Annotated in this window: 10 protein-coding genes; 8 read left to right on the top strand and 2 right to left on the bottom strand. The window is 58.2% G+C overall.

The genetic code is table 11. The features are described 5' to 3' along the window. The first annotated feature begins 39 nt into the window (after positions 1 to 39). From xylB to ACR0I0_RS00925, 3 genes are read left to right on the top strand one after another with little or no spacing between them, the layout of a single operon-like run. The gene (xylB, locus tag ACR0I0_RS00915) at positions 40 to 1,497 is read left to right on the top strand and encodes a xylulokinase (protein ID WP_480489810.1); all 1,458 of its coding nucleotides are present in this window, start codon (positions 40 to 42) and stop codon (positions 1,495 to 1,497) included. Continuing rightward, positions 1,497 to 2,444 (top strand): aldose epimerase family protein, encoded by a 948-nt coding sequence (locus ACR0I0_RS00920; RefSeq protein WP_480489812.1) that lies wholly within the window; start codon positions 1,497 to 1,499, stop codon positions 2,442 to 2,444. Before xylB ends, ACR0I0_RS00920 begins: the two co-directional genes overlap by 1 nt. Then, complete coding sequence (locus ACR0I0_RS00925) at positions 2,441 to 3,739, top strand: cytochrome-c peroxidase (protein WP_480489813.1); 1,299 nt, start codon at positions 2,441 to 2,443, stop codon at positions 3,737 to 3,739. The genes ACR0I0_RS00920 and ACR0I0_RS00925 overlap by 4 nt, the downstream gene beginning before the upstream one ends. Here ACR0I0_RS00925 and ACR0I0_RS00930 read toward each other — a convergent pair whose 3' ends face one another. Together ACR0I0_RS00930 and ACR0I0_RS00935 are read right to left on the bottom strand one after the other, a co-directional pair. Next, entirely contained in the window at positions 3,740 to 5,239 is a 1,500-nt protein-coding gene (locus tag ACR0I0_RS00930; RefSeq protein WP_480489815.1) for a CRTAC1 family protein, read from the bottom strand. Between the two features lies 1 nt (position 5,240). After that, complete coding sequence (locus tag ACR0I0_RS00935) at positions 5,241 to 6,458, bottom strand: ROK family transcriptional regulator (RefSeq protein ID WP_171633497.1); 1,218 nt, start codon at positions 6,456 to 6,458, stop codon at positions 5,241 to 5,243. Between the two features lie 153 nt (positions 6,459 to 6,611). Here ACR0I0_RS00935 and xylF point away from each other — a divergent pair, with 153 nt between their 5' ends. The 5 genes from xylF (at position 6,612) to ACR0I0_RS00960 (ending at position 12,674) form a co-directional block, all read left to right on the top strand. Continuing rightward, positions 6,612 to 7,631: a D-xylose ABC transporter substrate-binding protein gene (gene xylF, locus ACR0I0_RS00940; RefSeq protein ID WP_480489817.1), complete on the top strand. Its 1,020-nt coding sequence runs from the start codon at positions 6,612 to 6,614 to the stop codon at positions 7,629 to 7,631. A 75-nt stretch (positions 7,632 to 7,706) separates the two neighbouring features. Next, positions 7,707 to 9,005: a sugar ABC transporter permease gene (locus tag ACR0I0_RS00945; protein WP_480489819.1), complete on the top strand. Its 1,299-nt coding sequence runs from the start codon at positions 7,707 to 7,709 to the stop codon at positions 9,003 to 9,005. Then, positions 9,005 to 9,802, top strand: coding sequence for an ATP-binding cassette domain-containing protein (locus ACR0I0_RS00950; RefSeq protein WP_171633864.1), 798 nt, complete (start codon positions 9,005 to 9,007; stop codon positions 9,800 to 9,802). Before ACR0I0_RS00945 ends, ACR0I0_RS00950 begins: the two co-directional genes overlap by 1 nt. 10 nt (positions 9,803 to 9,812) lie before the next feature. After that, positions 9,813 to 11,120 carry a xylose isomerase gene (gene xylA, locus ACR0I0_RS00955; protein WP_480489821.1) on the top strand — a complete coding sequence of 436 codons (1,308 nt, stop codon included), beginning with the start codon at positions 9,813 to 9,815 and terminating at the stop codon, positions 11,118 to 11,120. Between the two features lie 198 nt (positions 11,121 to 11,318). Further along, positions 11,319 to 12,674, top strand: coding sequence for an MATE family efflux transporter (locus ACR0I0_RS00960; protein WP_480490742.1), 1,356 nt, complete (start codon positions 11,319 to 11,321; stop codon positions 12,672 to 12,674). Positions 12,675 to 12,678 lie beyond the last annotated feature (4 nt).

A 12,678-nucleotide genomic window follows, 5' to 3' on the forward strand; every position in this document is an offset into this window, starting at 1 on the left:
CGCCCGCGATCCGTGCGGCATACGAAGGGGGAAAATCGCGTGTATCTCGGTCTGGATTTGGGGACGTCAGGTCTTCGGGGAATTGTGGTCAGCGAAGAGGGCAAAGTCGTCGCCGAAGCCGAAGCAGGTGTTGAGACATCGACGTTGCATCCCGGCTGGTCGGAACAAGATCCGTCCGATTGGGTGGAAGCCTGCCAAAACGTCGTTGCCCAATTGCGCGCGTTGAATGGTGCTGCATTTTCTGCGGTGCGCGGCGTTGGTCTGAGCGGCCACATGCACGGTGCCACGTTGCTGGATCGGGATGGCAAAGTGCTGCGGCCCTGTATCCTTTGGAACGACACGAGATCAGCGCAGGAAGCTGCGGAGCTGGATGGTCTGCCATCGATGCGCGCGATCACCGGGAACATCGTTTTTCCGGGTTTCACCGCACCCAAGCTGGAATGGGTGCGCAGACACGAGCGCGACGTGTTTGAAAAGACATCCAAAGTGTTGCTTCCGAAGGATTATCTGCGTTTCTGGCTCACCGGTTCCTATGTCAGCGACATGTCCGACAGCGCCGGTACGGCGTGGCTGGACGTTGGAAAGCGAGAATGGTCAGTCACCGCGTTGGATCAAAGCCACATGCGCTGGGACCAAATGCCAGACCTGGTTGAAGGCAGTTCGGCAGGCGGAGAACTGCGGTCAGAGATCCTCGGGCAGTGGGGCTTGACCGGGCCCGTCGTGGTTGCCGGCGGGGCCGGTGACAATGCGGCAGCGGCCTGCGGTATCGGAAGTATTGGTGAGGGCAGCGGATTTCTTTCCTTGGGCACTTCGGGTGTGCTGCTGGTCGCAAAGGAAAGCTATGCGCCCGCGCCGGAAACAGCTGTTCATTGCTTTTGTCATGCGGTTCCGGATCGCTGGATTCAAATGGGTGTGATCCTGTCGGCCACCAACAGTCTCAACTGGCTGTCGCGTCACCTCGGTCAACCCGTCGGTGCGCTGGCGTCGACCCTGCCGGATTCGGTGAAGGGGCCGTCAATGATCACCTTCCTTCCGTACCTGTCCGGTGAACGGACGCCCCATAACGACAGTGACATACGCGGGGCATTCCTGGGGCTGGATATCGCATCGGAACCCGCTGACCTGACGCAATCCGTGACAGAGGGGGTTTCCTTTGCCATGCGCGATTGTTTGGAGGCGCTCAAAAGCACGGGCACCAATCCCGAAAGTCTGCTGGTCGTCGGTGGCGGGGCGCGGTCGCGGTTTTGGCTGGAAACGCTGGCCACGGTTCTGAACACGCCGCTTGCTGTGCCCGATGGAAGTGGGTTTGGCGCAGCCATAGGCGCAGCGCGTCTTGCTGCATGTGCGGTGGACGGCGCCGACCCCAAGGATGTCATGCTGTCCCCGGAAGTCGCTGAGCGTGTTGAACCACGTCTCGAACTGACCGGCGCATATGAGGCGGAATATCAGCGGTATCGCGAATACTATGCTGCTTTGTCCCCTTTGGCCGCGCGCTGATGACTGATCCCAAACGCATGCCTGTCGAGCAGGTCCTTCTGGAAGACGGAAACATGTCCGTTTCCCTGTTGAACTATGGCGCAATCACGCAAGGCTGGTGGCTTGGCGAAACACCTTTGATATTGGGCTACGAAAACCCGCAGGATTACCTGTCGGACCCGTTCTACCTTGGCGCGATGGTCGGGCGAGTGGCCAACCGCATCGGCGGGGCAAAGTTTGCATTGCAGGGGCGTGTTCATCACCTGACAGCAAACGAAGGGCCGACCACGCTGCATGGTGGTCCGAGCGGGCTGTCACGCAAATACTGGGATATCGTGAAAACCTCTCCAAATCAGTCGGTTCTGTCCTTGACTTCACCTCACGGTGAAGGCGGTTTTCCCGGAGCGGTCAATTTCGAGGTGCATGTCGAACTGACCTGTCCGCGTCTGATCTATACAATCAGGGCGCGTCCGGATCGCCCAACGCCGATCAGCATCGCGCAGCACAATTATTACACTCTGGGCTGTCCAGAGGATATCATGGACTGCCGGCTCAGGTTAAGATCGAACCGGGTGCTGGAGCTGGACGCGCGTTCCGTTCCTTCTGGAGATATCTCAGCCGCCGGCGATAATGTGCCAGATTTCGCGTTGTCCCGCACCGTCGGGGCAGAGGGGCGCGAGCTGGACCATTATTTTGTGTTTGATGAAAGTGGAACCCATGATCATCCGGTGGCAGAGGTCACGGCACCTTCGGGATTGAGGATGAACCTGTATTCAGATCAACCCGGCGCACAGGTCTATGCCGGGGCACATCTGTCAGGCCGATTTAGCCCGTGTGCGGGGCTGTGCATTGAGCCGTCAGGATATCCGAACGCCGTGAATGTCCCTGCGTTCCCGTCCGTCATCCATACGCCGGACAACCCGTATCGACAAACTCTGACACTTGAGATTTCCGAGGAACGATCATGAGACTTCAGATTGCAGCAAATGCCGTAGGCATCTGGATGTCGCTTTCAATTGCTCAGGCGCAAGACTTTGGTCCGAAACCGGAATTCATCGAACCTGACTTTGCTAACGCAGAGTTGGGGCAACTGCTGTTCTACGATCCGATCCTGTCGGGCAACAAGAACATAAGCTGCGCAACCTGTCATCATCCGAAGCTGGGAACGTCCGACGGGCTTTCACTGGGTATCGGCGAAGGTGGGATCGGGCTGGGTGGTCAGCGCAAGGTCACACAAGACAATGCGCCCGAACAGCGCATTCCCCGGAACTCGCCCGCGATGTGGAATCTCGGGGCGCTGGAATTCACGACGTTTTTTCATGACGGTCGCCTCGAGGCGGATCCGTCACAGCCCAATGGCATTAGAACGCCGTTGGGGACGCATATGAGGCCGGGGTTCAAATCGGCTTTGGCAGCGCAGGCGATGTTTCCGGTGCTGTCGCCTGACGAAATGGCGGGGCATTATTCTGAAAACGAGGTGAGCAAGGCCGTACGACTCGGCTTGCTGACCCAAGAGGGTGGCGCCTGGGATCTGATCGCCGCGCGCGTGGCGGCGATACCAGAGTATCAAAGGCGATTTGATGACATCGCGCCCGGAGAAGACATCTCCTTTACCGCAATCGCCAATGTCATTGCCGATTTCATCGCGTTTGAGTGGCGGGCTGACAACAGCCTGTTTGATCGTGCGATGCGAGGCGAAGACAGGCTGCCCGAACAAGCGCAGCTGGGGATGGCGCTGTTCTACGGAAAGGCTGGATGCAGTGCCTGCCATTCCGGCTGGTTCCAGACCGATCACGGGTTCCATTCCATCGCCATGCCTCAGATCGGCCCCGGAAAATCAGCCCGTTTCGAAAATCATGTGCGGGATGACGGGCGACTGCGCGTCACGGGCGACAAGGATGATGCCTTCGCATTCCGCACGCCTTCGCTGCGCAACGTGACCCTGACGGCGCCATATGGCCACAGCGGTGCCTACGCACGGCTTGAAGATGTCGTGCGCCATCATCTGGATCCGTTTTCCGCGTTGCGGAACTACGCCATCGAAATGGCTGACCTGCCAGAGTTTTTCGGGGCAGAGGATCAAAAGGCTTTGCTTGACCCCCAGCATGTCGAAGCCATAGCAGCGTCGAACGATCTGGCGCCCATCGACCTGAGTGATGACGAGGTCGATGCCATCTTGAGTTTTCTGGGCACGCTGGAAGATCCGGCTGTGCGGCTGGGTGTTCCCCAAACGGTTCCCAGCGGATTGCCCGTCGATCAATGATCAACGGCTGAGGCGGATCACCTGATTGGCATCTACCTTCTGCCAATCTCCATGCTCACCATCAGGCCAGATCACCCTTATTTCCGCAGTTTCGAAGTTTCCTAGACCAAAGTGGTGGAACCCTGCAATTCCGCTGGCGTGCCCCCCGCCAATGGTCACTTCGCGGGTTTGAACGCCCTCGGGCGTCCTGACCTCGATAAAACCGCCGACTGCCTGTCTGTTGGGGTGGCTCTGGCCGAGATCAATCATGAGCCAGTTGCCGGTCGTCGGTTCATTCTGGAAAACCTCAAGGTCCGAGCCGCGATTGACCACCACCAAATCCAACCACCCATCCCCGTTGAAATCCGTCAGCGCCCCGCCGCGGGACTTTGCCATGGACGCGACACCAGCCTCTGATGCTGTTTCGACAAACTGACCGTCGGCGGTCTGCATCAACAGGTTGTTGGGGTCGTTCTGCGCCGCGTCGGGCATCTGCTCAACATTGCCTTTGGCGACGAAAATGTCGTCCAGCCCGTCATTGTTGACGTCCCCGAACTGTGCATGCCAGCCGGTCGAGGGGCGGCCGTCACCTCCTGCATGTGGCCTGTGTGCCGTTGTTCCACGGTCGTAGGTTGCATCCCGCCATGTTGGCCCATCTGATGCAGGATCAAAAACCTGGAATTTCTGGTCCCCCATGGACGTCAGGTAAACATCGGAAAAACCGTCACCGGTCAGATCCCGCGAGGCGATCCCCATGCCCCAGATCGAATAGGGCAGCCATCCATCGGCCTTGCTGTACAGGCGCGGGGTGTCTTCCATAGCCCACAATTGCTCTTGCCCACCACGCACATAGTAGTGGCGGTCATTGCTGACACGCAGATCCGCGCGGCCCGTGCGCGCCCAATCGGAAAACAGGATCGAAAGGGAACAGTGACCGGGTTCCAAACGGACAGGATCGCCATACTTTTCGCCTTGGGGTCGGTACAGAAGCGTCGGCCCGCAAGCCTCAAAAGGTCCGTCCGGATTGCTTCGGTCGACATAGGTTCCAAAGGCCAGCGTTGGCAGGGTTTGCCCGCGTTCCCAAGTGGCGGAAAAGCCGGTGGTCCAATGGTCCTGAGGCTGAAAACCCAGTGCCGTGAACGGCTCGAACGCGCAGTTCGGTTTGCCGCGCAGCAACAGGTCTTTGCCTAGGCGTAAGACCGCAAGGTCCAGGATCCCATCGCCATCAATGTCTACCGGGTATGCGCCGGTCACACGGGTCAAGGATAACTGACCTGGCGCATCCGGAAGAAAACTGACATCTGTGTCGGATGTGTTGATGAACAATTGTGCTGGGTTTGATCCGCCAGCCACGAACATTTCAGGGCGGTCGTCATCATTGCAGTCGAAGACCGCGACACCCCCGCCGACGAAATGTTCCCAGCCGCCATCGTAAACATGGCCGGGGGTTTCCACCTTTTGAAAGCGGGGTGGAGCGATGTCCGCAGCGGCAGCGGAACCTACCGCAAGCAAGATTGCCATCTTAGTTCGCATGAGCCGCCAGTTCCCTGACCTTCAGGATAGAGACTTGTTCAATCCCATAAGCCGCTGCCCCTTTTGCCCACATTGAATCGCCCCAGTGGTTGACCTTGATTTCCGGCAACGGCGCGTCGACGCTGACGACGCCGTTTTGGACACGTGCCATCACCTCGTCCGAATGCAGGTAATCAAAGCGACCTCTGGCGCCGGACAGGATAATGCATTCGGGGTCGAACAGATTGATCAGGTTCGAAACCCCCATCCCGAACATTTGGCCCGCGCGGGCCAGAACGGAAATGGATCGGGCGTCGCCGGCTTTTGCTGCCGCGAGTATATCGACAAGAGTGCGGGGATCCGTTGCTTCACTGGCGATCGTGGCTTCGCGGATCAGGGCGTATTCCCCCACATAGGCCTCGAGGCATCCGCGCTGCCCGCACTGACACAAGGCGCCGTCCAACTGAACTTTGAGGTGCCCGAATTCTGCGCCGCATCCGCGTTCACCGCGATAAAGCTTGCCATCAAGAACGATGCCCAGGCCGATGCCGTGTTCGATCGTAACAACCAAAAAATTCTTCAGCCCCTTTCCCAATCCGAAAAGCTGTTCTGCCTTTGCGACCAGATTGGCGTCGTTTTCGATGAAGGCAGGGCAGGGGAGCACCTCGGACAACAGCGGGCTCAAATCCACATTTCGTTCCGTCAGCGAAGATGACCAATGCACGAAGTTCTGATTTGCATCGATAAGGCCAGCGATGCCGATGCAGACACCTGACAAATCGGCAAGGGATCGGTTTGCCGAGGCGCAGGCCTGATCAAGCACGGCGCGGATCTTTTTGGCAAACGCATTCGGGGCCATGCGGGCTTGGTCCAGCGGATGCGTGTACGAAGTGATTTCGGTTCCTTCGAAATCCACGAGAATGACTGAAACCTGCTGGCGGGCGACTTTCACGCCCGCAATCAGATGTGACGCGCCATTCAGTTTCAATTGTACCCGCGGTCTGCCGCGGCGCGCTGATTTGGAAGATGTTTCGCTTTCTATTTCCTCAATCAGACCGGCAGACAGCAGATCGGCAGTGGCGGTCGTGATGGTCGCTGGGCTGGTCTCCAACGCGCTGGCGATGTCGATTCGCGAAATGGTGCCTGTGGCCCGGATTTTTTCCAGAACGCGCAGGCGAGTGACGTTCCTTTGGTCCGTGGCATTTGAAGAAGCTTTGCTTTTCAGCATCTTGCCCTCGCGAATCTGATCCCTGTTTCAACCTAGGTGGTTTTTTCAGTTACCGATAGCATAAATATTTTACCGACTGAAATAAATATGCTACTCAGAATTATCGGGGCCACGAATCATGAAACGATGGCCCAATGAAACCGGGAGGAAATCATGAAACGAATTCTCAGCGCCTCTGTCGTGGCGGTCCTGATGGGGACAGCCGCATTCGCAGAGCCCACGGTCGGCGTAAGCTGGTCGAATTTCCAGGAAGAGCGTTGGAAGACCGACGAAGCGGCGATCAAGGCTGCACTGGAAGCGGGCGGTGCGGAATACACCTCGTCTGATGCCCAATCTTCTTCTGCCAAGCAATTGTCGGATATTGAAAGTCTGATCGCCCAGGGCGTTGATGCGCTGATCATTCTGGCGCAGGATTCCCAGGCCATCGGCCCGGCTGTGCAGGCGGCGGCAGACGAAGGCATTCCGGTCATCGCGTATGACCGTCTGATCGAAGATGACCGTGCCTTCTATCTGACATTCGATAACGTTGAAGTTGGCCGGATGCAGGCCCGCGCGGTGTTCGAGGCGATGCCGAAAGGCAACTATGTGATGATCAAGGGATCGCCCACGGATCCGAACGCGGATTTCCTGCGCGGCGGTCAGCAAGAGATCATTCAGGCCGCCGTTGACAGCGGCGATATCGTCATCGTGGGTGAAGCTTACACCGACGGTTGGCTGCCAGCGAACGCACAGCGCAACATGGAACAGATCCTAACCGCGAATGAAAACAACGTTGATGCCGTGGTCGCCTCGAATGACGGTACTGCTGGCGGCGTTGTTGCAGCACTGACCGCACAGGGCATGGAAGGCATTCCGGTCTCGGGTCAGGATGGCGATCACGCGGCGCTGAACCGGGTCGCCAAGGGCACGCAGACCGTTTCTGTCTGGAAAGATGCGCGTGAGCTGGGCAAAGCTGCCGGTGAAATTGCAGTTGCGTTGAGCAACGGAACCAGCCCCGAGGACATTGAAGGCGCCATCAAATGGACGTCGCCCGGCGGAACCGAGATGAACTCGGTCTTCCTTGCGCCTGTACCGATCACCAAAGACAACCTGTCCGTTGTGGTCGATGCTGGCTGGATTCCGTTGGAAGACCTGTGTCAGGGCGTCGAAAACGGCCCTGCACCCTGTAACTAATCCAAGTTCCAAACCATGATATCTCTGGCCCGCAAGGGTGGGCCAGAGATCATAGCTGAACATGAAAGATCGGATATGACCGAAACTTCGTCTCAGCCGGTACCCCAAAAAGCAAAGTCCAACCTGTTTCAGCAACTGGAACTGGATATGCGGCTATTGGGCATGATCGGCGCCTTCATCATCCTGTGCATCGGCTTCAACATCTTTACGGACGGCCGCTTTCTGACGCCCAGAAACCTGTTCAATCTGTCGATCCAGACCGTCTCGGTCGCCATCATGGCCTGCGGCATGGTGTTCATCATCGTCATGCGCCACATTGACCTGTCGGTCGGCGCACTTCTGGCGACAACATCTGCCGTCATGGCGATGACACAGACCGAGCTGTTGCCGAACGTGTTGGGGATGGGATTGAACCACCCCGCGACATGGGCGATCACGTTGGTGGTGGGTCTTGCGGTCGGGACAATGATCGGTGCGTTCCACGGTTGGATGGTAGGGTATCTGACCATTCCGGCTTTCATCGTAACGCTTGGTGGGTTTCTGGTCTGGCGCAACGTCGCCTGGTACATGACTGACGGCCAGACAATCGGCCCGCTGGACAGCACATTCCTGATGTTTGGCGGCACCAACGGAACCTTGGGAACAACCGTCAGCCTCCTGTTCGGCCTTGCCGCCACCGCTATCGCGATCTGGGCGTTGTGGAGCGGTCGCCGGTCCAAAGCCGCTCATGGTTTCCCTGTTAAGCCGGTCTGGGCTGAAACAACGCTGGCCGGGATCATCGGCCTTGCCATCATGGGCTATGTCTTTATCGTCAACAGCTATGCCATCCCGACACGTCGGCTTGAACGCATGTTCGAAGCGCGCGGCGAGACCATGCCGGAAGGGCTGGTTGTGGGATACGGCATCCCGATTTCGGTCCTGATCCTGATCATTGTGGCGGTGACGCTGACCGTTGTGGCCCGCAAAACCCGCTTTGGACGCTACATCTTTGCCACCGGCGGCAACCCGGACGCGGCCGAGTTGTCGGGCATCAACACCCGTTTGATGACCGTCAAGATCTTTGCCCTGATGGGGTTCCTGTGCGCGCTGTCGGCGGTTGTGGCCTCGGCCCGGCTGGCCAATCACTCGAATGATATCGGAACGCTGGATGAGCTTCGCGTTATTGCCGCTGCCGTGATTGGTGGAACCGCGCTGTCCGGCGGCATCGGAACGATCTACGGCGCAATCCTTGGCGCGTTGATCATGCAGGCGCTGCAATCGGGCATGGCCATGGTTGGCGTGGATGCGCCGTTCCAGAATATCGTCGTCGGCACCGTCCTGGTTCTGGCCGTCTATATCGACATCGTCTATCGCAAACGTCTGGGGGCGAAATGATGCAAGCTCAAGAAACACAGAACCAAGCTTCGGGCCGTGGGTCCGGCCAGCCTCCGCTGGTGGAAATGCGCGATATCTCAATTTCCTTCGGGGGTATCAAGGCGGTAGACCATGTGTCGGTAGATCTCTACCCGGGCGAGGTCGTGGGCCTTCTGGGCCACAACGGGGCCGGTAAATCCACCCTGATCAAGGTTCTTTCGGGCGCCTATCAGATGGACCATGGCGAAATCCTGATCGACGGCAAGAAGGTCGAGATCAACAACCCCCGCGACGCGCGCGCCAACAATATCGAGACGATCTATCAGACGCTGGCGCTGGCGGACAACCTGGATGCAAGTTCAAACCTGTTTCTGGGCCGCGAAATGGTCACGCCCTTTGGCCTGGTCAACGACGCCGCGATGGAGGCGGAATGCCGCAAGATCATGGCGCAGCTGAACCCGAACTTTCAGAAGTTCAATGATCCGGTCTCGGCCCTGTCGGGCGGTCAGCGTCAATCGGTGGCCATTGCACGGGCGGTGTATTTCAACGCGCGTATCCTGATCATGGACGAGCCCACGGCCGCACTTGGCCCGCACGAAACACAGATGGTGGCGGACCTGATCCAACAGCTTAAGGCGCAGGGGATCGGGATTTTCCTGATCGACCACGATGTACACGCGGTGATGGAGCTGTGTGACCGGGCCTCGGTCATGAAGAACGGGCAATTGGTTGGAACGGTCGATATCGCAGACGTCACCGATGACGATCTGTTGTCGATGATCATTCTGGGCAAAAAGCCCGGCGAAAAGACGGAATGAGGTAAGCGAAATGACGAGCGGTTTTTTTCGGGGAATTGAAGAAGTCCAATTTGAAGGCGAGGACAGCAAGAACCCGCTCGCATTCCGCCACTACAACCCGGACGAGATCATCTTGGACAAGCGCATGGAGGATCACCTGCGTTTTGCCGTGGCGTGGTGGCATTCCTTCGCGTGGGAGGGTGGAGATCCGTTTGGCGGCCCCACTTTCGAGCGCCCCTGGCACCCACAGGATGACATGGGCCGCGCCAAGATGAAGGCCGATATCGCGTTCGAGATGTTCCAGATTCTGGGACAGCCCTATTTCTGCTGGCATGATGCCGATATCCGACCTGAACAGGGGAACTTCGCCGAAAATCTCCACACGTTGAACGAGATCACCGACTATATCGGTGAAAAGATGCAAGTGTCCGGCACCAAGCTGTTGTGGGGTACGGCCAACATGTTCAGCCATCGCCGCTGGATGGGCGGTGCCAGCACCAACCCCGATCCCGACGTCTTTGCCTTTGCTGCCGCCACGGTGAAATCCTGCATGGATGCCACCCACAAACTGGGCGGCGAAAACTATGTGCTGTGGGGCGGGCGCGAAGGGTACGAGACGCTGCTCAACACTGACATGAAAACCGAGCTGGATCATATGGGCCGGTTCCTGAACATGGTGGTCGAGTACAAGCACAAGATCGGGTTCAAAGGTGCGATCCTTGTCGAACCCAAACCGCAGGAGCCATCAAAGCACCAATATGATTTCGATGCCGCGACCTGCATCGGTTTCCTGCGCAAATACGGGCTTGAGAATGAGGTCAAACTGAACCTCGAACAGGGTCACGCGATTCTGGCGGGGCACAGTTTTGAACATGAGATTGCCGTAGCCGCAGCCGAAGGGATGCTGGGCTCCATCGACATGAACCGGAACGATTATCAATCCGGGTGGGATACGGATCAGTTCCCCAACAACACTCCCGAGGTTGCGCTGGCCTATTACCACATCCTGAAAGCGGGTGGATTTACCACCGGCGGTACCAATTTCGATGCCAAGCTGCGCAGGCAGTCGATCGACGCCGAAGATCTGATCGCCGCGCATGTGGGCGGGATGGATATCTGTGCCCGGGGCCTGAAAGCAGCGGCAGCGATGATCGAAGATGGCGGATTGGAACAAGCGCTGGCTGATCGGTACACGGGCTGGAATACGCCCGAGGCGCAGGCAATGCTGACCTCTGGTCTTGACGAGATTGCAGCGCGGGTGCTGGCCGAGGATCTCAATCCAGATCCGCGCTCGGGGCGTCAGGAAATCCTCGAGAACTACGTGAACCGATTTGTTTGATCCCCGTGGGATCAGCCGGTCCTTAAAATAACTTGTGTACAATGCCCCGGAAACGCGTGAGTTTGCTTCAGCGTTGCCCGGGGCTTTCCCTTGCTGGGCGCAACGGCATCAAAGGCCCGTCGGGGTCGAACAAGTGGGGCGAGCAGGGTTTTGGCGGATCAATCGGCAGGCAAAGCGGTGTTTCTGAGCGGCAGTCTGATGCTGCATGTGACACGCATGTCATTGACCACCAGCATTGGCCTGATGGCCATTTTTGCCGTCGACTTTGTCGATATGATCTTCATCTCGATGTTGGGCAACGATGCGCTGGCGGCGGCGGTGGGCTATGCCGGGACGCTGCTGTTTTTCACCAACGCGATCAATATCGGATTGTCGATTTCCGCCGGGGCGCTGGTTGCGCGCGAACTGGGGGCCGGGCGGGCTGAACAAGCAAGGCATTACGCGTCCAGCGTGGCCGTTATCGGGCTGATTGCCGGGCTGACGACCTCGGGACTGGTCTTGTTGAATCTCAGCTACTTGCTGTCCTTGCTTGGCGCGGAAGGAGAGGTTCTGAGGCTGGCGACGCGTTATGTGTCGATCATCCTTCCGACCATGTTCGTGATGTCCATTGCGATGACGGCGATGGCCGTGCTGCGCGCTCATGGCGATGCGCCGAGGTCAATGATGGCCACGATCTACGGCGGAGTGGTGAATGCGGTTCTGGACCCGATACTGATCTTTGCGGTCGGGCTGGGGCTGGATGGGGCCGCTATCGCCTCGGTCCTGGCGCGGCTGTGCATGTTGGGGGCGGCGTTGTGGCCAGCGCTTCGGGTGCATCGGGGATTTGCGCACCCTTCACTGAAGCAGGTTGCAAAGGATTTGCGACCCGTGCGGGCGATTGCAATTCCAGCGGTGCTGACAAATGTCGCCACGCCGATCGGCAATGCAATCGTTGTGCGGGAAATCGCGCAATATGGAACGGATGCGGTTGCGGGCATGGCCGTGATCGGGCGCCTTTTGCCGGTGGCGTTTTCGGTCATCTTCGCTCTGTCAGGCGCGATAGGGCCAATCATCGGGCAGAATTTCGGGGCCGAAAAGTTCGATCGTGTGCGCGCTGCCTTTCTGGCAGGGATCAAGTTCACGGCCCTTTATGTCGTTTGCATGTCGGCCATTTTGTTTTTGCTGCGCGCCCCGATTGCAGATTTGTTCGCAGCCGAGGGCGAAACCCGAAGTCTGATCTATCTGTTCTGCGGTCCGTTGGCTTTGGCTTCGTTCTTCAATGGCGTGATCTTCGTGACAAATGCCAGCTTCAACAATCTGGGGCATCCGGTCTATTCCACATGGATAAACTGGGGTCGTCACACTATCGGCACTTGGGTTTTCGCGACGATTGGTTCACAGATCGCCGGCGCATCCGGCGTTCTGCTGGGGCAGGCGTTTGGAGGCGTCATCTTTGCAGTCATAGGCTGGGTTATGGTCGCGCGGGTCGTGGCGCGGTTGGAGCGCTCGCAAGCGCTCGAGCCTTTTTCAGATCAGGGTCGGCTTCATTCGCTGTTCGGGCGTCGCGGCTGGTGATCAG

Source organism: Ruegeria sp. AG6 (assembly GCF_056541565.1).